Raw genomic sequence first — 23,415 nt, 5'->3', positions numbered from 1 at the left:
TCATGTCCTCCGACGATACTCCCAACAACCCAACGCGCCTGGCGCGGCGCGGCTTCCTGAAAGCCGGCGCCGCATTGGGTGCAAGCGTCGGTGCGAGCCTTGGCGCAGGCGCGGCCACGAGCGGCCTCGCCCAGGCCGCCGAGGCCAGGCACCACGCCATGCCCGCCGACCCGATGCTCGCGGTGGAGCCGTTCTACGGCGAGCACCAGGGCGGCATCGTGACGCCGCAGCAGGCGCACACGTATGTCGCGGCCTTCGACCTCACGACGACCTCGCGCGACGACGTCGTCAACCTGCTGCGCAAGTGGACCGAGTCCGCGGCGCGCATGAGCCAGGCGCAGCCGGCGGCGTCGCTGGACGGCACCGGCGACGACCACCCTGCGCCCGATTCCGGCGACGTGCTGGGCCTCGGCCCGGCGGGTCTCACGGTCACGTTCGGCTTCGGTCCCGGCCTCTTCACGTCGCAGGACAAGGATCGCTATGGTCTCGCGCACAAGCGCCCCGCCGCGCTCGTCGACCTGCCGCGCTTTAACGGCGACCAGCTGATCGCGCAAAAAACCGGCGGCGATCTCTTCGTGCAGGCGTGCGCCAACGACGCACAGGTGGCCTTCCACGCGGTGCGCCAACTCGCGCGCCAAGGCTACGGAATCCTGACGATGCGCTGGGGCCAGGCGGGCTTTCTCTCGGGCCCGCGCGCGCAGACGCCGCGCAACCTCATGGGCTTCAAGGACGGCACGAACAATCCGCCGACCACCGACCCGAAGGCGATGAACCAGTTCGTCTGGGCCACTGCCGCCGACGCGCCGTGGATGCAAGGCGGCACCTATACGGTGGTGCGCCGCATCCGCATCACGCTGGAGCACTGGGACCAGATGGAACTGGGCTTCCAGGAGCAGGTGTTCGGCCGCCACAAGTACAGCGGCGCGCCTATCGGGCAGAAGAAGGAGTTCGACAACGTCGATCTCGAAGCGCAGGACAAGGACGGCAACCCGCTGATTCCCGAGAATTCTCACGTGCGTCTTTCGAACCGCGCGTCGAACAACGGCGCGCAGATCCTGCGCCGCTCGTACTCGTACAACGACAGCACGGACTTCTATATCGAGCGCTGGCCGCCGTGGCGACAGGAAACCGAATACGACGCGGGTCTGATCTTTGTTGCGCACCAGAGCGACCCGCGCACGGGCTTCATTCCGATCAACGAGCGGCTCGCGAAGTTCGACATGATGAACCAGTTCACGACGCACGTGGGCAGCGCGATTTTCGCGTGCCCGCCCGGCGCGAAAGCGGGCTCGTTCATCGGCGCGGAGCTGTTCAGCGCCTGAGATCGCTTGAATTCATTCAATAACAATGGACAACGAAGCAATATGAAAATTTCCATGATGCGCGCGCCCTTGCGCGCCGCCGCCCTCTCGCTCGCGCTTGCGGGCATGCTGCCGCTCGCCGCGCACGCCGCGTCGATCACGCTATACAACGCGCAGCACGAGCAGGTCGTGAACCAGCTGGCGAAGGACTTCGGGCAGCAGACCGGTATCGACGTGAAGATCCGCAGCGGCGAAGGCCCGGCGCTTGCGGCGCAGCTCGTCGCCGAAGGCGAGAAGACGCCCGCCGACGTCTACTTCACCGAGAATTCGCCGGAATTGATGCTGCTGGAAGAAAAGGGCCTGCTCGCTCCCGTCCAGCAAGCCACGCTCGCAGCCGTGCCCGCACGCTTTAACTCGCCGCAAGGACAATGGGTCGGCGTGACCGCGCGCGAGAACGTGCTCGCGTACAACACGGTCAAAGTGCAGCCCGCGCAATTGCCGAAATCGATTTTCGATCTGGCGAAGCCCGAATGGAAAGGCAAGGTTGGCATCGCGCCGAGCGACGCCGACTTCCTGCCGCTCGTGGATGCCGTGCTCGCCGTGAAGGGCGAAGCCGCAACGCTCGAATGGCTCAAGGGCCTGAAGACCAACTCGCAGATCTTCGACGACGATGAAGGCGTGGTTGCTGCCGTGAACCGTGGCGCCGTCGCCACCGGCATCATCAACAACTACTACTGGGACCGCCTGCACGCCGAGATCGGCGACAAGAAGACCCAAAGCGCCGTCGCGCACTTCGCCGATGGCGACGTGGGCGCGCTCGTCAACGTTTCGGGCGCCGCCGTGATGAAGTCCGCGCACAATGTGGACGGTGCGCAGAAGTTCCTCGCCTACCTCGTGAGCGAACGCGCGCAGAAGCTGATGGCGCAGAACCATATCAGCTACGAGTACCCGCTGCGGCCCGGCGTGGCGAGCGATCCCATCAACAAGCCGTTCGACCAGCTGAAGCCGCCCGCGCTGACCATCCAGCAGCTCGGCGACGACAGCCAGGCAGGCAAGCTGCTGCGCCAGGCCGGCCTGCTGTAAACCGTATGGAGTTCGAAGCAAGATCGTGAGCGAAGCAGTCACTACGGCGCAGGCCGTACCCGAGGCTCATCAACTGGATGTCGCGGCTGGCCCTCCCCTACGCGCGCGACGGCGGGCGCCGCGCGCGCTCTTTGCAGCCGCCGCGCTCGGCCCGCTGCTGGTGCTGCTGCCGCTCGCGCTGACGTTCTGGCGCGCGCTCTCCTTCGGTCTGGCCGACGCCGCCGAGTTGATCTTCCGGCCGCTGGTGGGCGAGTTGCTCGTCAACACGCTCTCGATCACCGTTTCGGCCACGCTCGCTTGCGCCGTGCTCGGCACCGCGGTGGCGTGGCTCGTCGAGCGCACCGACGTGCCCGGGCGGCGCGCGTGGGCGCTCCTCGCCGCCGCGCCGCTCGCCATGCCCGCGTTCGTCACGAGCTACGCGTGGGTCTCGCTGAGCCTCGATTTGCAGGACTTTCTCGGCGCGTTCATCGTCATCACGACGGCGTACTTCCCGCTCGTCTATTTGCCCGTGGCCGCCGCGCTGCGCGGCCTCGACCCCGCGCTCGAAGAATCGGCGCGCGCGCTCGGCTGCAACCGCTGGGCCGTTTTGGTGCGTGTCGTGTTGCCGCAATTGCGGCCTGCGCTGTTCGGCTCGATGCTGCTCGTTGCGCTCGGCGTGCTCTCCGAATTCGGCGCGTTCACGCTGCTGCGCTTTCGCACGTTCACCACCGAGATCTACGCGGAATACCGCACGAGCTTCGATGGCGGCGGCGCCTCGCTGCTGGCCTGTGTGCTGATCCTGCTCTGTCTCGTGTGTCTCGTGCTCGAGTTTCGCGTGCGCGGGCGCTCGCGCTACGAGCGCGTGGATCGCGGCGCGCGCCGCGCGAGCGTGCGCCATGCGCTCGGCCGCTGGCGCTGGCCCATTGCGGCGGGCTTCGTCGCGCTCAATGTGGCGACGCTCGGCGTGCCGCTCGCGATGATCGGCTACTGGCTCACGCAGCCGGGCGCGGCCGCGATCACACCCGCCGAAGTCTCGCCGGAGTTGCTGGTTTCGACCACCTTCGCCTCGCTGCGCCTCGGCATCACCGCCGCGTTTTTCACCGTACTGCTCGCGCTGCCGCTCGCGTATCTGCTTGCGCGCTATCCCGGCCGCGCCGCCACGTTTCTCGAACGCACGGCCTTCATTGCGCAGGGCGTGCCTAGTCTCGTCATCGCGCTGGCCATCGTCTCGCTGGCCGTGCGCGCGCTCGAACCGCTTTATCAGGGCACCACGCTGCTGATTACGGCGTACGCGATCCTCTGCCTGCCCCTTGCGCTCGTGAGCGTGCGCGCGGCGCTCATGCAGGCGCAGCAGCGCCTCGAAGATACGGCGCGCGCACTTGGCCTCGGCTGGTTCGCGACGCTGCGCCGCGTCGTGCTGCCGCTCGCGGGCCCAGGCCTTGGCGCAGCCGCTTCGATGGTGTTCATCTCGGTGGTCACCGAACTCAACGCCACGCTGCTGCTCGCGCCGATCGGCACACACACGCTCGCCACGCAGGTCTGGACCGACACTTCGACGCTCGCCTTCGCGGCCGCCGCACCCTATGCCGCACTGCTCACCGCGCTTTCGCTCGCCGCTTCGGGCCTGCTGTTCGCGTTTGCAGGCCGCTCCGCGCTCGCGGGCCAAGCACCCGTGACCCTGTCGGTCGATACGGCCAACGCGCCCTCCCACGACGCCTGAGACCATGAGCACACTTCGCATTTCCGGCCTGCAGAAGGCCTTCGACGGTCATCCGGTTCTGCACGGCATCGACCTTTCCGTGCGTTCGGGTTCGCTCGTCGCGCTGCTCGGGCCTTCGGGCAGCGGCAAGACCACGCTGCTGCGCGTGCTGTGCGGCTTCGAGCGCGCCGACGCCGGCACGATCGAAATCGACGGCCGCCGCGTGGCCGGCGACCGGCTGCATCTGCCGACCGAGCAGCGTCATATCGGCTATGTGCCGCAGGAAGGCGCGCTCTTTCCGCACCTCACGGTCGCCGAGAACATCGCGTTCGGCCTGCCGCGCGCGCAGCGCCGCGCACGTCATCGCGTGGCCGAATTGCTCGAACTCGTCGGTCTTCCGGAATCCTATGCATCGCGCGCGCCGCAACAGCTGTCGGGCGGCCAGCAGCAGCGTGTGGCGCTCGCCCGCGCACTCGCGCCCTCGCCCGGCCTTGTGATGCTCGACGAGCCGTTCTCATCGCTCGACGCCGCGCTGCGCGTCGAAACGCGCGAAGCCGTGGCGCGCGCGCTCGCCGCCGCCGGCGCAACCGCCGTGCTCGTCACGCACGACCAGGCCGAGGCGCTCTCGCTCGGCCACGAGGTCGCCGTGCTGTGGCGCGGAAGACTGCTGCAAAGCGGGCCGCCGCAAATGCTCTATCGCCGCCCGGCCACGCGCGAACTCGCGGCCTTCATCGGCGAAGCGGTGCTGCTGCCGGGTACGGTGGCCAACGGGTTCGCGCATTGCGTGCTCGGCACGCTGCCGATCCAGCAAGACCAGTATGGCGCAGAAGGCGCCGTGGACGTCATGCTGCGCCCAGAGCAGATCGACGTGCTGCCCGAAGCCGCCCAGCGCGACGGCGCGCTCGATGCGGTGGTAAGCGCCATCACTTTCCAGGGCCAGGACGCCGCGCTCACGCTGCAACTGATCGATGCGCCCGCAACGGTGCGTGCGCGCGTGCCCGGCTATCGCACGCCACGCGAAGGCGAGCGCGTGCGGCTCGCGGTGGGCGGCGAAGTGAGCGTCTACCCGCGCTGACGCGGCACCGAAAGGTCCTGCACCATCTGCTGCGCGAGGTAGTCGCATGTCGGGCGATTCGATTTGACGCTGCGCGCCACCACGATCTCCAGCGGCTCGATCTTCGGCAGGCCCTGCGCCTCGCCGAGGATCGCGAAGCGCGACGGCACGCTGCAACGCGTGAGCGCGACGATCGCAATGCCCGCCTCCACCGTCGCCGTCAAACCCATCAAACTCGCGCTGCTATAGGCAGCGCGGTAGCGGATGTGCGCGGCATCGAGCGCCGCCACGGTATGCGCGCGAGCCACGCTGCCATGCTCGTAAAGCCCCACCGGCAGCGGCGACATGGCGAGCGGCGCGGGGTCGGTGGCGGACCCCACCCACACCATCTCCTCGGCCCGCACGAACTCGCCGCGCATCTTGCGGTCGCGCGTGACGAACGCGATGTCGATCTTGTTGTCCGCCAGCATCGGCCCGAGCGCTACGCTTTGCGCGCAGACGATCTCGATCTCCACATGCGGATAAAGAGTCGAAAAGCGCCGCAGCACCGGGGAAAGCAGCGACGCCATGTAGTCGTCGGGCGCGCCGAGCACCACGCGCCCCGTCACCTCGGGCCGCACCAGCGCCGCCCATGCCTCTTCCTGCAAATCGAGCGCGCGCCGCGCATATTCGAGCAGCGTGTTGCCGGGCCGCGTGAGCGCGAGATTGCGCGTGTCGCGCGTGAACAGCGTGGTGCCGAGCATCTGCTCGAGCCGCTTGATCTGCATGCTCACGGCCGCCTGCGAGCGATGCACGGCTACGGCGCCCTTCGTGAAGCTGCCCGCGTCCGCCACGGCGGCGAAGGTGCGCAACAAATCGATGTCGAATTCGGGGTTCATACGCGGGGCGCGTCAGGCAAAGAATGGCCTGCGGAGACCATTCATAAGCTGCGTTGATGGAATTCTTCAATTTAATTCGTTTGCCCGCGCCCCGCAACTGGCGAATACTGACATGTCCCCAACCCGCTTTCGATTCCCCCGCTCCGGCCATGCAATCCGAACATCACGGCAACCGCCAGCAAGGCGTCCTCATGCTCGCGGGCGGCGGCCTCCTGATGGGCACGATCGGCGTGTTCGTCGAAGAGGCACGCCTCGGCGCGCTCACGCTCGTGTTCTTCCGCTGCTTTTTCGGCATGCTCGCGCTCGCCGCGTACTGCGCCTACAAGGGCTGGCTCTCGCCGCGGCAGTTCACGCGCCGCACGCTCGCGCTCGCGGTGATCTCTGGCGTGCTGATGGTCACGCAGTGGGTGGCCTTCTTCGACGCGATCCATCGCACGAGCATCGCCGTTTCAACGGTCGTGTTCCATGTGCAGCCGTTCTGGGTCGTGCTGATGGGTGCGGCGCTCTTTCACGAGCGGCTCGGCGCCGACCGGCTGGGCTGGATCGGCATTGCATTCGTGGGGCTCGTGCTCGCTTCCGGCGTGCTTGCGGAAACCCATGTGGCCGACCGCACGAGCTACATGATCGGCATTGGCGAGTCGCTGGGCGGCTCGGTGCTCTATGCGAGCGTCACGCTCATCGCCAAGAGCCTGCGCAACTTTCGCCCGCATCTGCTGACGCTCACGCAATGCGTGGTGGGTTCGGTGTGCCTGCCGCTCATCGCGCCGTTTTTTGCTCCGCTCGAACTCGCGCATATCTCGGCCACGCAATGGGGCTGGCTCGTGGGCATGGGCGTGCTGCACACGGGGCTTTCGTACGTGCTGATCTACGGCGCGCTGCCGATGCTGACCACGCCCGTGATCGCCGTGCTGTTGTTCGTGTATCCGCTCACCGCGATCGCCGTCGATGCGATCGTCTACGGCCGCGCGCTGAGCGTGCCGCAGCTTGCGGGTATGGTTCTGATCGTGGCGGCGAGCCTCGGCGTCAATCTCGGCTGGCGCCTGTTGCCGCCGAGGCTCGTGAAGGCGCGGCGCTGATCAACGCGCCGCACTGAGGTTACGAAGGCAGCGTTTGACCCTTCGTTTCCGGCGCAAACGGAATGATCAGGAGTCCGAGCACGAAGGCCAGCGCCGTGAGCGCAACCGGCACGCCAAGCGTGTGCATGCGCAGCACTGCGGCACCAAGCAGGAAGTTCACGCCCGCACCCACGAAGCGGCCAAACGACGTGCAGAACGCGAACGCCGTGGCGCGCACGCGCGTTTCGAACTGCTCGGGCAGCCAGAGGCTGAAGAGCGCGAAGTTGCCGCCAAAGAAGCCCAGTACGAAGAGCAGCGCGATGAACGGCACGAGCCCGTTCTCCAGGTAGAACGCCCAGCCGAAGCTTGCCGCGATCGTCACAGCCATGCCCGCGAAATAGACGGCGAGCGTCCATCGGCGGCCGATTCGCTCGGCCATGGGCGGCAACGCGAGGCAACCCAGGATCGTGCCGATCGACAGGATGCCCGTGGCGATCGAAGCCGTGCGGATCGCCTCGGCCTTGTTCGCACCCGCCTTCGTGGCAAGCTGGATCACGGCGGACGGTTCATAGACCGCGCCTGCCCACAAGCCGATGATCGCGATGGTCAGCAACGCGCACGCCACCACGGTGCGCTGACGATAGAGGTCGCCGAAAATTTCACGCAGCGGACGGCCCCGATGAACGTGGCTCGCCTCCGACTTCTGCCACTTCGCCGGTTCCTCCACGCGCGTGAGCACGAGAATCGCCACCACCACCGGCACCGCGCCCGTGAGGAACATGGCACGCCAGCCGAAATGCACGCCGACCGTGTAATTGAGCGCGGCCGCAATGAAGAAGCCAGCGTAATAGCCGGTCTGCAGATAGCCCGCGCCCATCTTGCGGCGGTCTTCGGGCCACGATTCGGCCACGTAAGTGCCCGCGAGCGCCCACTCCCCACCTATGCCCACGCCCGCCAGAAAGCGATAAAAGCCGAGCGACCATACGCTCTGCGCGGTGGCCGCAAGTCCCGTGAAGATCGCAAACATGAAGATGGTGCCGGCCAGCACGCGCGTGCGGCCGAAGCGGTCGGCGAGCGGCCCCCAGATGAACGACAGGCCCCAGCCCACGAGGAAGAGCGCGAACAGGATCGAGCCGGCAAGCCCGATGTTCGCCGCACTCGCCTCATAGCCCGAGCGCGGCAACAGCTCCGTAAGCGCGGGCGTGAGCACGAGGGCGTAGATGAACGAGTCCATCCCGTCGAGCGTCCAGCCTGCCCAGGCGCCCCAGAAACCGGCGATCTGCGACCGGTTGAGCGGTGTCTTGGTGCGAGTTCGCCCCGCGGACCCGGTAATCGAATTCATGATGCTCCTCTCTCCTTTGATGCCTCGCCGGCACGCGCAGCAGGATGCGCACGCGCGCCGCGAAACGCGGAAATGCAGGCCGCGACAGTGCCGGCCGTGTTCAGGAACTCCCTGTAAGCCCCCGTTCTTCTTACCCGTCTATAGTGAATCTGGTGTTTCCGTGTTGCGGGTTTTCGAGGCTTTCGCCTTGGTCGTTTTATATATAATATGTGATCTCATGAGCGACGCAACGAATGGTTTTCCCCTGGAAGGCGCAGCCGCGCCCCGCACCAGCACCTCGCGCATGATCGCCGACGCCTTGCGCAGCGCGATCGTCGAGGGCAAGCTCGCGCCCGACGCGCCGCTGCGTCAGGACGCGATCGCGCGGCATTTTTCGGTCAGCGCAATCCCCGTGCGCGAGGCGCTGCGCCAGCTCGCGAGCGAAGGCTGGGCGAAGATCGAGGTGAACAAGGGCGCGAGCGTGGCCTCGCTTTCCGCCGACGAAGCGCGCGAGATCTACGAGATCCGCTCCGCACTCGAAAGCCTCGCGCTCGGCCTCGCCATTCCGAATCACACGAGCGCGACGCTGCGCGAAGTGACGGCGCTGGCCGCCGCCGCGAAACGCGAACGCGATCCGTCGCTCTACGTCGCGCGCAACGAGGCGTTTCACATGAGCCTCTACGCGCCTGCCGGCCGCCCCCAGTTGATGGAGATGCTCACCGCGCTGCATCGCCGCGGAGAACGCTATCTGCGCCTGAAATTCGGCTTTCCCGAATACAAGGGTGAATCCGATAGTGAGCACACCGAAATTCTTGCCGCCGTGAAGCGCGGCGACGTGCCCACCGCGCAAAAGCTCGTGGCCGAGCACCTGCTCGGCACGGGCGAACTCATCTACCGTTTCCTGACCGAGCGCGCCGCGCTTCCTGCAGTGGCAACTTCGGTGGCAACTTCAGTGCCGCCTTCGGCACACACTGCCGCCGCCAAGCCGCGCGCCGCCTCTTCCCGCTCACGGAGCCGAACTGCCGATGAAGCCTCAAGCTGATACGCCAACCTCGCCTGACCTCGCGCCACGCTCGTGGACTACGCGCCGGGACGAAAAGGCCCGCCGCCTCGCCGCCATTTCCGGCTGGCTCGAAGACGGCGTCCTGCCCGCCTCCCGCATGACCGATGCGCTCGAACTGCTGATCCGTCCAGGTGACCGCGTCGCGCTGGAAGGCGACAACCAGAAGCAGGCCGACTTCCTCTCGCGCTCGCTAGCAAAGGCCGATCCGGCCAAGGTCAACAACGTTCATCTGCTGATTTCGAGCATCAGCCGTCCCGAGCATCTCACGCTGTTCGAACGCGGCATTGCGCACCGGGTGGACTTCGCGTTCGCGGGGCCGCAGAGCCTGCGCGTCGCGCAGTTGCTCGAAGACGGCCAGCTCGAAGTGGGCGCGATCCATACCTATGTGGAGCTGTATGCGCGCATGTTCGTGGACCTGATTCCCCAGGTCGCGCTGCTGTGCGCCGAAAAGGCCGACCGTCATGGCAATCTCTATACCGGCCCGAATACCGAAGACACGCCCACTATCGCCGAGGCTGCCGCATTCAGCCAGGGCATCGTGATCGTTCAGGTGAACGAAATCGTCGATGAACTGCCGCGCGTGGACATTCCCGGCTCGTGGGTCGACGTGGTCGTGCAGGCCGACCGCCCGTTCGCGGTCGAGCCACTCTTTACGCGCGACCCGCGTCACATTGGCGACTTGCAGGTGCTCACCGCGATGATGGTCATCAAGGGCATTTACGCGCCCTATGGCATCACTGCGCTCAATCACGGCATTGGCTTCGACACCGCCGCGATCGAATTGCTGCTGCCCACGTATGGCGAGTCGCTGGGTCTCAAGGGCAAGATCTGCCGCAACTGGACCCTCAATCCGCACCCCACGCTGATTCCCGCCATCGAGTCGGGCTGGGTGGAAAGCGTGCATTGCTTCGGCAGCGAAGTGGGCATGGAAGCGTATATCGCCGCGCGCCCCGATGTGTTCTTCACCGGCAGCGACGGCAGCCTGCGCTCGAACCGCGTGTTGTGCCAGCTCGCGGGGCAATACGCCGTGGATCTCTTCATCGGCTCGACGCTGCAGATCGACGCGGACGCGAATTCCTCCACCGTCACGCGCGGGCGGCTCGCGGGCTTTGGCGGCGCGCCGAACATGGGCCACGATCCGCGCGGGCGGCGCCATGCGAGCGAAGCGTGGCTCAAGCTGCTCAAGGACAACGGACCCGTTTCGCGCGGCCAAAAGCTCGTCGTGCAACTGGCGGAAACCTGGAAGAAAGGCGGCGAGCCGACTTTCGTGGACGAACTCGACGCCATCGCCGTGGGCCAGAAGAGCGGCATGCCCGTCGCGCCCGTCATGATCTACGGCGACGATGTCAGCCACGTCGTGACCGAAGAGGGCATTGCGCACCTGCATCGCGCAGAGGGCATCGACGAGCGCCGCGCCGCGCTCGCGGCCGTGGCGGGCGTGACGCCCATCGGCCTGCGCGCGCAGCAGCAGAAAACCGACGAACTACGCCGCCGCGGCATTGTGCAGTTTCCCGAGGACCTCGGCATTCTGCGCGGCGAGGCCAAGCGCTCGCTGCTCGCGGCGCGCAGCATCGACGATCTGGTCACGTGGTCGGGCGGACTCTACACGCCGCCTGCGCGTTTCCGCAGCTGGTAAGCGGCGATGCGCACGCTTCCTTCTACCGTGCTTGCCGAGGGCTCGGCGGGCCTTGCGCGGCGCGTTGCCTACGCTGACGCTTCGCAAGCGCCCTGCTCCGAAGCGCTGCTCGCACGCCTGGCCCGCGACGCGCTGATCGAAGAGGCGCGCCTCACGCCGAAGCCCGCGCTCGTGGACGCACGCGGCAGTGGCGCGCACAACGATCTCGATCTCTCCACCATGCTGCGCTCGGCGCACGCGCTCGAACCCACGTTCGAAGCGCTCGCGCGCGCTTCGCGCGGGGCCACGCCGGGCGTGACGTTGCGCACCGATCTCGCGCGCATCGGCCGCGCCGGCGAAGCTGCGATGATGCGCGCGACGCAAGGCAGCAATGCACATCGCGGCGCGATCTGGATCGTCGGGCTGCTCGTGGCCGGCGCGGCGATCGTGCATACACCGCAAGGCAGCGACAGCGCGTGGGCGCATGCCGCACATATCTGCGAGACAGCTGCGCAGATCTCGCGCTACGACGACCTGCTCGCACAACCCGTGCAAAGCAACGGGGAACGCGTGCGCCAGCGCTACAACGTGGGCGGTGCACGCAGCGAAGCGCAAGAAGGCTTTCCGCACGTCGCGCGCGTGGGCCTGCCCGCGCTGCAGGCCGCTCGCGCGCAAGGCCACGACGAAGCCCACGCGCGCGTGGACGCCTTGCTCGCGATCATGGCCTCGCTCGACGACACCTGCGTGCTGCACCGCGCGGGACTCGCCGGGCGCGAGGCCGCGCAAGCGGGCGCGCAGCGCGTGCGCGATGCGGGTGGCGTCGCCACGCAAGCCGGCCGTGCCGCGTTCGACGCGCTAGAACGCGCGCTGCTCGCACTCAACGCATCGCCGGGTGGTGCGGCCGATCTGCTCGCCGCGACGCTTTTCATCGACAAACTGGTTCAGCACCGCATGGGCGGAAGGACGGTTTCATGGAACAACTGACATTCGACTATCCGGCGCAACGCGCCGTGACGACGCGCGCTCACGTGGGCGTGGTGGGCTCGGGCGATCTCGAGGTGCTGCTGCAGCCCGCAAGCGACATGCAGGCGCGCGTGGTCGTGCATACGAGCGTGGACGGCTACAGCCACATCTGGAAGAGCGTGCTCGACCGCTTCTTCACGCGCTATGACGGCGCGGCGCTCATCGAGATCAACGACTTCGGCGCCACGCCCGGCGTGGTGGCGCTGCGGCTCGCAGAAGCCGTAGAGGCGGCACAGGGAGCGCAGTCATGAGCAGCGCTAATCAACTGACGCCCGGTGCGCTGCTGCGCGAGAGCTTCATCGAATTGAGCGCGCGCGAACGCGCGAGCGCTGTGCTGGACGCGGGCACGTTTCGCGAACTGCTCGGGCCGTTCGACCGTATCGAATCGCCGTGGCTGCCGTTGCAGGGCATCGTCTGCCAGGCCGACGATGGCGCGGTGATCGCGCGCGGCACGATCGACGGCCAGCCCGCCGTGGTGGCCGCAATCGAATCGGCCTTCCAGGGCGGCAGTATCGGCGAAGTGTCGGGCAGCAAGATCGCCGCCGCACTCGAACTGGCGCTCGCCGACTGCGAGCGCGGCAAGATCGTGCGGCCCGTCATCCTGTTCGAAACCGGCGGCGTGCGCCTGCAGGAAGCGAATCTCGGCCTCGCGGTGATTGCGGAGATCCAGTCGGCCATCGTCGCGTTGCGCAAGCACGTTCCCGTGGTTGGCGTGATCGCGGGCATGGTGGGCTGTTTTGGCGGCATGTCGCTCGCGGCTGCGCTATGTTCGACACTCGTCATGACGAAGCAAGGCCGCCTTGGCATGAATGGTCCGGAGGTGATCGAGCAGGAAGCCGGCATCGAGGAACTCGATTCGAGCGACCGCCGCCAGGTGTGGCAATTGATCGGCGGAGAGCAACGTGCGGAGACGGGTTTCGCCGATGCGCTCGTCGACGATGCCGTGGACGATGTGCGCGCCGCTGTGCGCGCGGCGTTTGTACAAGGCGCGCCACACACGCCGCGATCGGCGAATGTCGACGGCACGCTCGCGAAGCTCGCGCAGATCGATCCCGCCAGCGTCACCCCCGAAACGATGCGTGCGGTGTTTACCGCTTCGCCCCTGAACCTGAGCGGAGAAAGCGCATGAACGATACGACGACGAGCCGCGGCGCACGCTGGCTGCGCGCCCTCGCGGGCGCGGAAACGCAAGGCGCATGCGTGCAATATGCCGATGCGCCGCTCGACGACGAGGCCGCGCGCTTCATCACCGTTGTGCCCGATCCTGCGAACCGTTTCCCGCGCGCACGCGACAACGTGGTGGGCCTCGAACAAGGCTGGCTTCTCGCGAAGGCCGTGCGCGAAGCGATTGCCGAAGACGCCGCAAGCGGCAAGCGCCGCCCCATCATCGCCATCGTCGATGTGAAGAGTCAGGCCTACGGCTATCGCGAGGAGATGCTCGGCATTCACCTGGCCTGCGCCTCCGCCGTGGACGCCTATGCAAGCGCGCGGCTCGCCGGGCATCCCGTGGTGGCACTGATCGTCGGGCCCGCGATGTCGGGTGCGTTCCTCGCCCATGGCTACCAGGCCAATCGAATCGTCGCGCTCGACGCGCCCGGCACGATGGTGCACGCCATGGGCAAGGAAGCCGCGGCGCGCGTGACGCGGCGCAGCGTGGAGGACCTCGACGCACTCGGCGAAAAGATCGTGCCGATGTCGTATTCGATGGCGTCGTTTGCGAAGCTCGGTCTGCTCGACGAACTGATCGAGGGCGTCGACGCAGAGGCGCCCAGCGACGCGCAGATCGCTCGCGTGCGCGATGTGCTTGCGCAGAAGGTGCGCGAAGCGCGCGGCGACAAGAGCGGTCTCGCGCATCGGTTGCAGGGCGAGTCGGCGCAGCGGACGCGCGCGGCGTCGATCGAGGTGCGCAAGCGCCTCGCGCAACAGTGGGACGCTAGCTGATGCGCGTGTGCGCCGCCCCGCCGTTCGCTGCTGATGCGCCACGTGGGGACGACGCGCGCTGGCGCCCGCACGACCTGCTGTGCGTCACGCGTCTCGCGCACGGCGACAATGAACCGGATTGGGTGCGTGGCGCGCTCGCTCGCGCGCCCTGGGTTGTCGTGCGGCGCACATGCGCGGCGGAGGGCTTCGTGGCCGTGGGTGTGCGCGGCGGCGTGCGTTCGGAGCGTTTCGGAACGTGGGTCAATATTGAGGATATCGAATCATATTCAAGCCCAGAGCATCTTCTCGACGTTGATCCCCTGCGCGCGCGGCGCGCGCTGCCTGCGTTCATCGCGCTAGCAACCCTGCGCACCTCCGCCGCGCCGTTGCGCAATCATGTTTGGGGCCCAACGGGCAGCGCCGGTTTCGAGCTCGCCACGGGCGTGCCCACCCTCACGGCCTCGAGCGATCTCGACATCCTGATTCGCCTGCCGCAACGCATCTCGCGTGCGGCGATCGACTCGCTCGCGCAAGCCCTCGCACAAGCCGCCAGCCGCGGCGGCACGCGCATCGACGCGCAACTCGAAACGCCCGCGGGCGGCGTCGCGCTCGCCGAACTCGCGGCGCACAAGCCACGCGTGCTGGCGCGCGCTTCGAGCGGCGCGCAACTCGTCGCCGACCCTTGGCACACGCCATGACGCTCGCCCTGCTCTTTCCCGGCCAGGGCGCTCAAAGCACAGGCTTCCTCCACAAACTGCCGCAGCACGACGCGGTGCGGGCCACGCTCGACGAGGCGTCGGCTGCACTTGGCTTCGACGTCCTCACGCTCGATAGCGACGACGCCTTGCGCTCCACGGTCGCCGTTCAGATCGGCCTCACGGTCGCGGGCGTCGCCGTCGCACGCGCGCTCGCGCAAGAAGGCCTCGCGCCGCAGTTCAGCGCCGGGCTCTCCGTGGGCGCGTATGCGGCCGCCGTAAGCTGCGAGGCCCTGGCGTTCGGCGACGCGCTGCATATGGTGCGCAAACGCGCCGAGCTGATGGAAAGCGCGTGGCCCTCGGGCTATGGCCTCACGGCCATTGCCGGATTGAGCGAGACTCAGGTGGAAACGCTCGCGGGCGCGTATGCGCGTGAGGGCGGCGAGCAGGTGTACGTGGCGAACGTCAACGCGCCGCGCCAGATCGTCGTGGCGGGCGCCGATGCCGCCCTCGAAACCTTCGCGGCCCGCGCGCTCGCCGCCGGCGCGCGCAAGGCGCAACGGCTGGCAGTAGCTGTTCCTTCGCATTGCGAACTATTGGCCGATGCTGCAGAGACGCTCGCCGAGTGGGCGCGAGACATACCGTTTCGCGCGCCGCGTGGCGTCTACGTGGACAATCGCGGCGGCCGGCCGCTCTACAGCGCCGACGCGATCCGCGCCGATCTCGCCACCAACATGCGCTACACGGTGCGCTGGTACGACGCGCTCACGGTCATGATCGAGTCGGGCGCCAGCGTGCTGGTAGAGGCGCCCCCCGGCCAGGTGCTCACAGACATCGCCCGTGAGCAGTATCCCGAAGTGGCGGCGCTCGCAGGCTCAGGTTTGCCGTTGGAGCGGCTCGTCGCGATCGTGCGGCGGCGGCTAGGCGACGACGCCTGAAAGCCATGCCAACGCCGACCACGGCGTTTATGCGCATAAATTCTTATTTTCTTTTTAACGCGAAGCCGCGCGCCGAACAGTCGTCGCCGCGTCGAAAATCGGCAATTGATCACCCATCCAACACGATCTCGCAGCCTACTTCCGCAAACCGGGCGTTACCACGCGAAACGTGAGGTTAACTCGCTCGCCAGTCACGGCAGGCTCTTTCGGCACGCGATGCCGCCACTGCGCCTGTGTCTTGCCCCGCATCACGAGCAGACTGCCGCTCGTCAGCTGGAAAGAGCGCACCACGCCCGTCGCGTTGTGACGCAAGTCGAAGCGCCGTGTCGCGCCGAGGCTCAGCGAAGCGATCACCGGTTCGGGGCCGAGTTCGGGTTCGTGGTCCGCGTGCCAGCCCATGCTGTCGGTGCCCATGCGGTAGCGGTTGAGCAGCACGCTGTTAAAGCGCACGCCGCAAAGCGCAGAAATGGCGTCGCGCAGTTCGGCGACCTGGCGCGTCCACGGCTGGGGAATATTTCGGATGCCTGAATAGATGTATACCGCACCCTCGTCGCCCTGCCAGGCGGTGAGGCGTGGCTGGTCCACCCAGCCGCCGGGCGTGCGAATGCGTTCCTGACGCCAGTCGGCCTCGGCAATGATGCGCGCGAACGCCTCGGCGGCCGCGCGAGGCGCGAGCCATGACGGATGCCACGCCACGTCGGGGGCCGGCGTATCGTCGAAAAGATCGAACATCGAGAATGCTTGAATCGAGCGGGAAACGTGCAGTTTCGCATGGCGCGGCCCCCGCCGCCGTGCGCCCTCGCTTCCCGCAGGATAGCGAATCAGGTGAGCAACGCGACGTAGAAAACCACCGCGCCAATGAGCGCGCCGACGAAGCAGAAGCCTTCTGCCGGCTCATCGGTGGTGCGAGATCGCAGCCAGGCCCCCAGCACGCCGAACATGCCCGCAATACCGAGCGCGACGAACACCATCACGACGTCGAACAACGCGCTTCGGCCAATATCGATGATATCGATGTGCTTGACCGCGATATACAGCGCGATGGCCATGATCGAGAGCCCAACCATCGGCAGCATGACATGGCTGCCCTCGTGCCCGACGTGACGACCATGCAACCCTTCGTGCAGCCCATGTGTGACTGGCCGGATGCCTTTCATGATCCGTCTCCCCCAGAGCGCCCGAAACAGCGCGGGCCTCATTTCGAGCATAGTCCATCGCAGAGGCCGATTCAATGGACGTTTAATAGAGTGTGCCCGGCCCCACGAGAACATAGTGCGACGACTGCGATCGCCCTGGCAATCCAGGGAAATGCCGCACTGCCACACGCGTAAGAGACCAAGCGCCAACGCCGATGCATACACGCATGCATGTATGTTGAAGCGATATCGATGCGATGTTGACGGGCCGGTTCATGACGCATCGCGGCATGCGCAGCCACTCACCGCCGCCGCCTGGCGGCACGAAGTCTGCTGCGCCGGTAGAATGCAACGCAGCTACCTGCGCTGCTCCGTTCGCCGGGTTTTCGACCGGGCCACGCATGGCCTGGCCACGCTGGCCGGGCCTCGATGGTCTGGCTTCACGCCGGTCCGCTCCCATCCGTTCGCGCCGCCATGCCCCGACTCTCGTTTCTGGTTCGCTTCATCGCCATTGGCGTGCTGCTGCACGCTTATGTCGGCTTTCGCCTGATTCCCGACCTGCCCGTGCCCGCCGCCGGCAAATGGCTCGCCGTGCTGTGGCTCGTCCTGTCGGTGCTGTTCATCCCGCCTGGCTTGCTCGCGCGGCGCTTCAAGCGCCAGCCGCTCGGCGACCGCCTCGCCTGGATCGGCATGCTCGCCATGGGCTTCTTCTCGTCGCTGCTCATGCTGACGATCGCGCGCGACATCGTGCTCGCCTCGGCCATGACCGTGGAAGCCCTGTGGCCCCACGCCATCGATCTCGCCGGCTGGCGCATCGTGAGCGCCGCCGCCGTGATCGCGCTTGCGTTCCTCACTACCGGGTTCGGCTTCTTCAACGCGCGGCGGCGCGCGCGCGTGCGCAACGTCGAGGTGCCGATTCGCGGCCTGCCCGCCGCGCTCGACGGCTTCACCATCGTGCAGTTGAGCGACATCCACGTCGGGCCGACGATCAAGCACGGCTATGTCGACGCAATCGTGCGCGCCGTGAACCAGCTCGACGCCGACGTGGTCGCCATTACGGGCGACGTGGTCGACGGCAGCGTGGCGCATCTCGCCAGGCACACCGCGCCGCTCGGCCAGCTCCATGCGCATCACGGCGTGTATCTCGTGACCGGCAACCACGAGTACTACTCGGGCGCGGACGCGTGGATTGCCGAGTTCCGCCGCATCGGCCTCACGGTGCTGATGAATCAGCACGTGGTGATCGAGCATGGCGGCGCGCGGCTCGTGCTGGCCGGCGTGACCGACTTCACGGGCGGCCAGTTCGATCCCGCGCACCGCAGCGATCCGGCGGCGGCGCTGCGCGACGCGCCCGCCGACGTCAACACGCGCGTGCTGCTCGCGCACCAGCCGCGCACGGCCCACGCCGCCGCCGACGCGGGCTTCACGCTGCAACTCTCCGGCCACACGCACGGCGGCCAGATCTTCCCGTGGAATTTCCTCGTGCGGCTGCAGCAGCCGTTCACAGCGGGCCTCGAAAAGCTCGGCAGCCTATGGGTCTACACCAGCCGCGGCACGGGCTACTGGGGGCCGCCCAAGCGCCTTGGCGCGCCTTCGGAAATCACGCAGGTACGGCTCGTGGGCGCCAGGTAAAAGCCGCCGGGCACGCTGCGCCCCACGGCCTGCATGGTCTTGCCGGTATCATCCGGCGATGCCGCCGTTCGTCCGCCAGAACGCTTTAACCGGAATTCATCGCACATGGAAGGCAACAAGCACCTTCACCAGACATCGTTCTATTTGCTGCTGTTCGCAGTGTCGATTGCGCTGTGCTTCATTCTTGCGCCGTTCTTCAGCACGGTGCTTTGGGGCGCCATACTCGCGCTGATCTTCCAGCCGGTGCAGCGCCGGCTCGTCGCGCGCCTCGGGCGGCGGCGCAATCTGGCCGCGCTCATCACGCTCGCGATCTGTCTCGTCATCGTGATCTTTCCGCTCACGCTCGTGACGGCCACGCTGGTGCAGCAGGTCGCCTCGGCGTATCAGCAGGTGCGCGGCGGCAGTCTCGACGTCGGCGCGTACTTCACGCAGATCGTTCATGCCCTGCCCGAGTCGATTCAGAACCTGCTCGCGCGCTACGACCTCATGGATCTGCCGGGGCTGCAGCAGCGCCTTTCGGCGGGCGCCGCGCAGATCAGCCAGTTCGTCGCCACGCGCGCGCTTTCCTTCGGGCAGAACACGCTGCAGTTTCTGGTGAGCTTCGGCGTGATGCTCTATCTGTTCTTCTTCCTCGTGCGCGACGGCCGCGAAATTTCGCGGCTCGTGCGCGACGCCATTCCGCTCGACGAGCAGCACAAGCTGCATCTCATGCGCAAGTTCACGACGGTGATCCGCGCCACGGTCAAGGGCAACGTGGCGGTGGCGGTCGTGCAAGGCGGTCTGGGCGGCATCGCGCTGTGGGTGCTCGGCATTCAGGGCGCGTTGCTGTGGGGCTTCGTGATGATGCTGCTCTCGCTGTTGCCCGCCGTGGGCGCAGCGCTCGTGTGGGGGCCCATTGCGATCTACTTCCTCTCCACGGGGGCGGTAGCGAAGGGCGTCGGGCTCATCGTCTTCGGCTCCGTCGTGATCGGCACCGTGGACAACGTGCTGCGGCCCGTGCTCGTAGGCAAGGACACGCGCCTGCCCGACTGGGTCGTGCTGATCTCGACGCTCGGCGGCATCTCGCTCATCGGCATCAACGGCTTCGTGATCGGGCCGCTCATTGCCGCGCTCTTCATCAGTTGCTGGGACTTGCTGCGCAAAGACCAGCACAACATCGAGAACGAGAGCGCGCCCGTGGAAGACGAGCCCGTGTAAGCGCCGCTAGAGGACAGCTTCAGAGCAACGTCAGGGCGAGACGTGCAGCGGCACACCGGCGCGGCCCTGGCGCGAGAGACCGGCAACGGGTGCTTCGGGCGCTTCGACGCCGTCCACGGCCACCGAAAACCCGAACGTGTTGACGCCGTCCGCACTGCGCACGAACACCGTGCCGCCGTGCATTTCCGCCACGGCCTTGACGATCGAAAGCCCGAGCCCGTGATTTTCGTGGCTGTTCGAGCGCGCTTCCTGAATGCGGTAGAAGCGGTCGAAAATATGCTCGCGCGTCACGGGGTCGAGCGGCTCGCCGGGATTCGAAACGGCGATCTCGACATGACCGCTCTGCGGCGCGACCGTAACGCGCAGCGTCGTGCCGGGCTGCGAATGCTGGATCGCGTTGACGAACAGATTGCTCACAGCGCGGCCAATCAGCGACGTATTCACCCATGCGCGCGCGTCGCCCTGCACTTCCACGCGCAGTTGCGCCTCTTCGAGCGGCATTTCCAGAAAATCGAGCATGCGTTCGATCTCCGAGCGCAACGACACTTCTGCCAGGTCCGTCGCGCGTTCGCCGCGGTCGCTGCGCGAGAGGAACAACATGTCGTTCACGATCACGCGCAATCGTTCGAATTCCTCAAGATTCGATTGCAGCGTCTGTTGCAGCTGCTCGACCGAACGGTCGCGCGTGAGCGCGACCTGGGTCTGCCCGATCAGGATGCTCACCGGCGTGCGCAACTCGTGCGCCACGTCGGCGTTGAACGATTCGAGGCGCTCGTAGGCCTTGTCGAGACGCTCCAGCGCACCATTGAACGACGTGGCGAGTTCGTGCAATTCCTCGGGCAGCTCGTCAGAATGCAGCCGTTGGCGCCGGTTCGACGGGCTCAGTTGCGCGGCCTCGCGCGAGAGGCGCGTGAGCGGCGCGAGCCCGAAGCGCGTGACCGCGCGGCTCAGCAACGCGACCGCGATGGTGGAGAGCGCGATCAGCACGCCGAGCGCAATGCCAAAGCGCCGCAGCATGCCTTCGGTGCGCACGCAGTCGCTGCCGACCACGAGTTTCACCTGGGGCCGGTCGCCGCTCGCGGGCACGATAAAGGTCGTCGTGATGATGTCGTAGCTGCAATCGGGCGGACGCACGAGCACATGGTTCGGGCCGACGTTACCCGTGACCTTGCCGACGATGGGTGTGCCGAAACGAAAGCGCGGATCGGGGCCTTCGACGTAGTAGTGCATGCGGCTGTCCGCAGGCGAGAGGTCGCGCAGCTTTTCCTGCACGAAGGCCCACTTCTGCACGTCCGGTGCGTGCGAGACGATCAGGCTCGCAATGCGCGCGCGCGTATCGAGCGTTTCGCGCAACTCGTTGAAGAGCTGGCGCTGCATCAGGAAGAAGAGACCCGCGCCCGTGAGCGTGAACACGATGAGCGACACCGCTGCGAACATCGCCGAAAGCCGCAGCGAGATCGAGCGTTTCATGACGTCTGGCCTCCTTCCTCGCGCACTTCGAGCACGTAGCCCATGCCGCGTATGGTGTGCAGCAGCTTCGCCGCATGCGGGCCGTCGAGCTTGGCGCGCAGCCGCTTGATCGCCGTTTCCACCACATTCGCGTTGCTTTCGAAATTCACGTCCCACACCAGCTCGGTGATCAGCGTCTTGGAAAGAATTTCGCCGCGCCGCCGCGCGAGCACCGAAAGCAACTGGAATTCCTTCGCCGTGAGATCGAGACGCACGCCGTCGCGCGTCGCGCGGCGGCTGATGAGGTCCACCTGCAGATCGCCCACCGAAATCAGCGTGGATTCCTGTGTGCGTGCGCGCCGCGTGAGCGCGCGCAGCCGCTCGACGAGTTCGAGAAATGAGAACGGCTTCGTGAGATAGTCGTCGGCGCCGTCGCGCAGGCCGTGCACGCGGTCATCCACGCGGTCGCGCGCGGTGAGCATGATGACCGGCGTGTCCTTCTTCGTGCGCACGGCGCGCAGCACGCCGAAGCCGTCGAGCTTCGGCAGCATGACGTCGAGCACGATCACGTCGAAGTCGTATTCCGTGGCCATCCACGCGCCTTCCTCGCCGTCCATGGCGACGTCCACGACCCAGCCCTGTTCCGTGAGTCCGCTGCGCAAATAGTCCACGACCTTGCGCTCGTCTTCGATAACCAATACTTTCATGCCCGCCCTCCTCTTCGCGCGCTGCCCTGGCGGTTCCGGCCGCTGCGGCTCGTGACCGCCGTTGCGCGCTGTTATATACCCTGGTGCCGGGCTCGCTCAAGCCCGCTTATATGCCCCGCTTTCAGTCCTTGCATACCGCTTAGCCTCTACCCTCGGCCTTCGGCACTTCGCGGCACGTACCCGCGCTGCATGCCATCTCGCGGTCGCCGGCGCTCCAGCCGCCGCCCAGCGCCTTGGCGAGAAACACCACGGTGGCGACCTGCTGGCCCTGAATCTGCACCTCCTGGCGCTCGCTGGTGAGCAACTGCTGCTCCGCGTTGAGCACGTCGATGAACGCCACGAGGCCGCCCTGATAGCGGTCGTTGGCGAGATCGAAGGACTTGCGTGCGTCGTCCACGGCCGCCTGGCCATCGGTCGATGCGCGCTCGAGCACCGAAAGGCCCGTTACCGCATTTTGCACCTCCTGGAACGCGGTGAGCACGGTCTGACGATAAGTCGCCTGCGCCGACTCGTAGCCGGCCTGCGCGAAATCCACGCCCGCCGCGCGCTTGCCGCCGTCGAACAGCACCTCGCTGGCCGTCGCGCCCACCGACCACATCAGGCTCGGTACGGAAAACAGGCCACCAAAGCGCGTCGATTCCCAACCGAACGTGGGCGAAAGCGTGATGTCCGGGAAATACGCGGAGCGCGCGACGCCGATCTGCGCATTGGCCGCGGCCATCGCACGCTCGGCCGAAGCCACGTCGGGGCGCCGCTGCAGCAGCTCGCTCGGCAGGCCCGTGGGAAGCGCCGGCACCGGGAGCGTCGTGACCTTCTGCGCAATCGCGAACTCGGGCGCCGCCCGGCCGACCAGCACGGCAATGGCGTTCTGCTCCTGCTGGCGCTGATTTTCGAGCAAATGCACCTGGGTCAGCGTCGCGGCGAGCTGCGCTTTTTGCTGCAGCAGCTCGAGGCCCGAAACCGCGCCGAGATCGTGCTGCGCGGTCACGAAATCGAGCGCCTTTTGCTGCAGTTGCGCCGAGCGGTTCACCACGTCGATCTCATTGTCGAGTTCCCGCATGGCGAAGTAGTCGGTGGCGAGTTCGGCGGTGAGCACGAGACGTGCGTTGGCGAGATCGTCGCCGGCCTGCTGCGTCGAAGCCTGCGCCGACTCGACCATGCGCCGGATGCGCCCGAACAGATCCAGCTCGTAGCTCACGGTCGCGCCAACGGTGACCTGGTTCTGCACGGTCGACGTGTTGGGCGTGGCGTAGTTCGTGAGCGGCCGGTTCGCGGAAATGCGCTCGCGCGCGAGGCCCGCGTCGAGGCCGACCTGCGGGCTTTGCTGCGACGACACCGAAGCGAGCGTGGCGCGCGCCTGAGCGTAGTGCGCGGCGGCCACGCGCAGCGTCTGGTTCTCGGCGAGCGCCGCGGTTTCCAGACCGTCCAGCTCGGCGTTTTCGAAGGCCTTCCACCATTGCGGATCGAGCGGCGCATGCGAAGGCTGCGCCGCGTGCCAGTATGAATCGGCGGAATCGACGCGCCACGCCGTCGGGCTCTGCGTTTGCGGGGCGTGGTAGTCGGGGCCCACGGTGCAGGCCGCGAGACCGATCGCGCCGAGCGCCGTGAAGTAAGCGCGCGGACGTGGCAGCACGGTTTGCCGCGCGTTTTGCCGCGTTTTTGGCCACATC

Annotated in this window: 22 protein-coding genes; 15 read left to right on the top strand and 7 right to left on the bottom strand. The window is 67.0% G+C overall.

Translation table 11 applies throughout. The features are described from left to right. Positions 1-2: 2 nt before the first annotated feature. The 4 genes from efeB (at position 3) to U5A65_RS38630 (ending at position 5,137) form a co-directional block, all read left to right on the top strand. Complete coding sequence (gene efeB / locus U5A65_RS38645; RefSeq protein WP_321916848.1) at positions 3-1,322, top strand: iron uptake transporter deferrochelatase/peroxidase subunit; 1,320 nt, start codon at positions 3-5, stop codon at positions 1,320-1,322. Between the two features lie 42 nt (positions 1,323-1,364). Next, positions 1,365-2,384: an iron ABC transporter substrate-binding protein gene (locus U5A65_RS38640; protein ID WP_321949504.1), complete on the top strand. Its 1,020-nt coding sequence runs from the start codon at positions 1,365-1,367 to the stop codon at positions 2,382-2,384. A 73-nt stretch (positions 2,385-2,457) separates the two neighbouring features. Continuing rightward, positions 2,458-4,083, top strand: coding sequence for an iron ABC transporter permease (locus U5A65_RS38635; protein ID WP_321949523.1), 1,626 nt, complete (start codon positions 2,458-2,460; stop codon positions 4,081-4,083). Positions 4,084-4,087: 4 nt separating this feature from the next. Beyond that, a complete protein-coding gene (locus tag U5A65_RS38630) occupies positions 4,088-5,137 on the top strand; it encodes an ABC transporter ATP-binding protein (protein ID WP_321949503.1) in 1,050 nt (349 codons plus the stop codon). On the opposite strand, the gene U5A65_RS38625 is transcribed toward U5A65_RS38630, so the two are convergent. Beyond that, complete coding sequence (locus U5A65_RS38625; RefSeq protein WP_158759449.1) at positions 5,125-5,994, bottom strand: LysR family transcriptional regulator; 870 nt, start codon at positions 5,992-5,994, stop codon at positions 5,125-5,127. The two genes, U5A65_RS38630 and U5A65_RS38625, sit on opposite strands and share 13 nt — an antisense overlap. Before the next feature lie 149 nt (positions 5,995-6,143). Here U5A65_RS38625 and U5A65_RS38620 point away from each other — a divergent pair, with 149 nt between their 5' ends. Then, a complete protein-coding gene (locus U5A65_RS38620; protein ID WP_321916843.1) occupies positions 6,144-7,070 on the top strand; it encodes a DMT family transporter in 927 nt (308 codons plus the stop codon). A 19-nt stretch (positions 7,071-7,089) separates the two neighbouring features. Here U5A65_RS38620 and U5A65_RS38615 read toward each other — a convergent pair whose 3' ends face one another. Then, on the bottom strand, positions 7,090-8,391 hold the full coding sequence (locus tag U5A65_RS38615; RefSeq protein ID WP_321916842.1) for an MFS transporter: 1,302 nt from the start codon (positions 8,389-8,391) through the stop codon (positions 7,090-7,092). Between the two features lie 217 nt (positions 8,392-8,608). Here U5A65_RS38615 and U5A65_RS38610 point away from each other — a divergent pair, with 217 nt between their 5' ends. Genes U5A65_RS38610 through mdcH form a run of 8 tightly spaced genes read left to right on the top strand, consistent with a single transcriptional unit; the run spans position 8,609 to position 15,624 of the window. Beyond that, positions 8,609-9,412, top strand: a complete 804-nt coding sequence (locus tag U5A65_RS38610) for a GntR family transcriptional regulator (protein WP_321916898.1) — start codon at positions 8,609-8,611, stop codon at positions 9,410-9,412. Beyond that, the gene (gene mdcA / locus U5A65_RS38605; RefSeq protein WP_321916840.1) at positions 9,396-11,069 is read left to right on the top strand and encodes a malonate decarboxylase subunit alpha; all 1,674 of its coding nucleotides are present in this window, start codon (positions 9,396-9,398) and stop codon (positions 11,067-11,069) included. Before U5A65_RS38610 ends, mdcA begins: the two co-directional genes overlap by 17 nt. 6 nt (positions 11,070-11,075) lie before the next feature. After that, on the top strand, positions 11,076-12,032 hold the full coding sequence (locus tag U5A65_RS38600; protein WP_321916838.1) for a triphosphoribosyl-dephospho-CoA synthase: 957 nt from the start codon (positions 11,076-11,078) through the stop codon (positions 12,030-12,032). Beyond that, positions 12,020-12,322: a malonate decarboxylase subunit delta gene (locus U5A65_RS38595; protein ID WP_321916836.1), complete on the top strand. Its 303-nt coding sequence runs from the start codon at positions 12,020-12,022 to the stop codon at positions 12,320-12,322. Before U5A65_RS38600 ends, U5A65_RS38595 begins: the two co-directional genes overlap by 13 nt. Further along, the gene (locus U5A65_RS38590) at positions 12,319-13,200 is read left to right on the top strand and encodes a biotin-independent malonate decarboxylase subunit beta (protein WP_321949502.1); all 882 of its coding nucleotides are present in this window, start codon (positions 12,319-12,321) and stop codon (positions 13,198-13,200) included. Before U5A65_RS38595 ends, U5A65_RS38590 begins: the two co-directional genes overlap by 4 nt. After that, positions 13,197-14,012: a biotin-independent malonate decarboxylase subunit gamma gene (gene mdcE, locus U5A65_RS38585; protein WP_321949501.1), complete on the top strand. Its 816-nt coding sequence runs from the start codon at positions 13,197-13,199 to the stop codon at positions 14,010-14,012. Before U5A65_RS38590 ends, mdcE begins: the two co-directional genes overlap by 4 nt. Further along, a complete protein-coding gene (locus U5A65_RS38580) occupies positions 14,012-14,689 on the top strand; it encodes a malonate decarboxylase holo-ACP synthase (RefSeq protein ID WP_321949500.1) in 678 nt (225 codons plus the stop codon). Before mdcE ends, U5A65_RS38580 begins: the two co-directional genes overlap by 1 nt. Continuing rightward, positions 14,686-15,624: a malonate decarboxylase subunit epsilon gene (gene mdcH, locus U5A65_RS38575; protein WP_321916828.1), complete on the top strand. Its 939-nt coding sequence runs from the start codon at positions 14,686-14,688 to the stop codon at positions 15,622-15,624. Before U5A65_RS38580 ends, mdcH begins: the two co-directional genes overlap by 4 nt. Positions 15,625-15,759: 135 nt before the next feature. On the opposite strand, the gene U5A65_RS38570 is transcribed toward mdcH, so the two are convergent. Together U5A65_RS38570 and U5A65_RS38565 are read right to left on the bottom strand one after the other, a co-directional pair. Next, positions 15,760-16,356: an alpha-ketoglutarate-dependent dioxygenase AlkB family protein gene (locus tag U5A65_RS38570; RefSeq protein WP_321949499.1), complete on the bottom strand. Its 597-nt coding sequence runs from the start codon at positions 16,354-16,356 to the stop codon at positions 15,760-15,762. Between the two features lie 89 nt (positions 16,357-16,445). Continuing rightward, positions 16,446-16,781, bottom strand: coding sequence for a hypothetical protein (locus U5A65_RS38565; protein WP_321916822.1), 336 nt, complete (start codon positions 16,779-16,781; stop codon positions 16,446-16,448). Positions 16,782-17,234: 453 nt separating this feature from the next. Here U5A65_RS38565 and U5A65_RS38560 point away from each other — a divergent pair, with 453 nt between their 5' ends. Beyond that, positions 17,235-18,392 carry a metallophosphoesterase gene (locus U5A65_RS38560; protein WP_321916820.1) on the top strand — a complete coding sequence of 386 codons (1,158 nt, stop codon included), beginning with the start codon at positions 17,235-17,237 and terminating at the stop codon, positions 18,390-18,392. A 105-nt stretch (positions 18,393-18,497) separates the two neighbouring features. Beyond that, on the top strand, positions 18,498-19,589 hold the full coding sequence (locus tag U5A65_RS38555) for an AI-2E family transporter (RefSeq protein ID WP_321916818.1): 1,092 nt from the start codon (positions 18,498-18,500) through the stop codon (positions 19,587-19,589). Between the two features lie 30 nt (positions 19,590-19,619). Here U5A65_RS38555 and U5A65_RS38550 read toward each other — a convergent pair whose 3' ends face one another. The 3 genes from U5A65_RS38550 to U5A65_RS38540 all read right to left on the bottom strand — a co-directional run bounded on the left by U5A65_RS38550 (position 19,620) and on the right by U5A65_RS38540 (position 23,414). Beyond that, on the bottom strand, positions 19,620-21,059 hold the full coding sequence (locus U5A65_RS38550) for a heavy metal sensor histidine kinase (RefSeq protein ID WP_321916816.1): 1,440 nt from the start codon (positions 21,057-21,059) through the stop codon (positions 19,620-19,622). Then, the gene (locus U5A65_RS38545; RefSeq protein ID WP_042265081.1) at positions 21,056-21,745 is read right to left on the bottom strand and encodes a heavy metal response regulator transcription factor; all 690 of its coding nucleotides are present in this window, start codon (positions 21,743-21,745) and stop codon (positions 21,056-21,058) included. Before U5A65_RS38545 ends, U5A65_RS38550 begins: the two co-directional genes overlap by 4 nt. Positions 21,746-21,884: 139 nt before the next feature. Beyond that, on the bottom strand, positions 21,885-23,414 hold the full coding sequence (locus U5A65_RS38540; RefSeq protein ID WP_321935826.1) for an efflux transporter outer membrane subunit: 1,530 nt from the start codon (positions 23,412-23,414) through the stop codon (positions 21,885-21,887). Between the last annotated feature and the right edge of the window lies 1 nt (position 23,415).

This window comes from Paraburkholderia sp. J10-1 (genome assembly GCF_905220165.1).
Taxonomy (GTDB): Bacteria; Pseudomonadota; Gammaproteobacteria; order Burkholderiales; family Burkholderiaceae; genus Paraburkholderia.
The sequence above is the reverse complement of the archived record's forward strand: the minus strand, read 5'-3'. Positions and strand labels throughout refer to the sequence as shown.

Coding starts and splice junctions, on each gene's coding strand:
- efeB (WP_321916848.1), top strand. CDS start 3: ATGTCCTCCGACGATACTCCCAACAACCCAACGCGCCTGGCGCGGCGC.
- U5A65_RS38640 (WP_321949504.1), top strand. CDS start 1,365: ATGAAAATTTCCATGATGCGCGCGCCCTTGCGCGCCGCCGCCCTCTCG.
- U5A65_RS38630 (WP_321949503.1), top strand. CDS start 4,088: ATGAGCACACTTCGCATTTCCGGCCTGCAGAAGGCCTTCGACGGTCAT.
- U5A65_RS38625 (WP_158759449.1), bottom strand. CDS start 5,994: ATGAACCCCGAATTCGACATCGATTTGTTGCGCACCTTCGCCGCCGTG.
- U5A65_RS38620 (WP_321916843.1), top strand. CDS start 6,144: ATGCAATCCGAACATCACGGCAACCGCCAGCAAGGCGTCCTCATGCTC.
- U5A65_RS38615 (WP_321916842.1), bottom strand. CDS start 8,391: ATGAATTCGATTACCGGGTCCGCGGGGCGAACTCGCACCAAGACACCG.
- U5A65_RS38610 (WP_321916898.1), top strand. CDS start 8,609: ATGAGCGACGCAACGAATGGTTTTCCCCTGGAAGGCGCAGCCGCGCCC.
- mdcA (WP_321916840.1), top strand. CDS start 9,396: ATGAAGCCTCAAGCTGATACGCCAACCTCGCCTGACCTCGCGCCACGC.
- U5A65_RS38600 (WP_321916838.1), top strand. CDS start 11,076: ATGCGCACGCTTCCTTCTACCGTGCTTGCCGAGGGCTCGGCGGGCCTT.
- U5A65_RS38595 (WP_321916836.1), top strand. CDS start 12,020: ATGGAACAACTGACATTCGACTATCCGGCGCAACGCGCCGTGACGACG.
- U5A65_RS38590 (WP_321949502.1), top strand. CDS start 12,319: ATGAGCAGCGCTAATCAACTGACGCCCGGTGCGCTGCTGCGCGAGAGC.
- mdcE (WP_321949501.1), top strand. CDS start 13,197: ATGAACGATACGACGACGAGCCGCGGCGCACGCTGGCTGCGCGCCCTC.
- U5A65_RS38580 (WP_321949500.1), top strand. CDS start 14,012: ATGCGCGTGTGCGCCGCCCCGCCGTTCGCTGCTGATGCGCCACGTGGG.
- mdcH (WP_321916828.1), top strand. CDS start 14,686: ATGACGCTCGCCCTGCTCTTTCCCGGCCAGGGCGCTCAAAGCACAGGC.
- U5A65_RS38570 (WP_321949499.1), bottom strand. CDS start 16,356: ATGTTCGATCTTTTCGACGATACGCCGGCCCCCGACGTGGCGTGGCAT.
- U5A65_RS38565 (WP_321916822.1), bottom strand. CDS start 16,781: ATGAAAGGCATCCGGCCAGTCACACATGGGCTGCACGAAGGGTTGCAT.
- U5A65_RS38560 (WP_321916820.1), top strand. CDS start 17,235: ATGCCCCGACTCTCGTTTCTGGTTCGCTTCATCGCCATTGGCGTGCTG.
- U5A65_RS38555 (WP_321916818.1), top strand. CDS start 18,498: ATGGAAGGCAACAAGCACCTTCACCAGACATCGTTCTATTTGCTGCTG.
- U5A65_RS38550 (WP_321916816.1), bottom strand. CDS start 21,059: ATGAAACGCTCGATCTCGCTGCGGCTTTCGGCGATGTTCGCAGCGGTG.
- U5A65_RS38545 (WP_042265081.1), bottom strand. CDS start 21,745: ATGAAAGTATTGGTTATCGAAGACGAGCGCAAGGTCGTGGACTATTTG.
- U5A65_RS38540 (WP_321935826.1), bottom strand. CDS start 23,414: ATGTGGCCAAAAACGCGGCAAAACGCGCGGCAAACCGTGCTGCCACGT.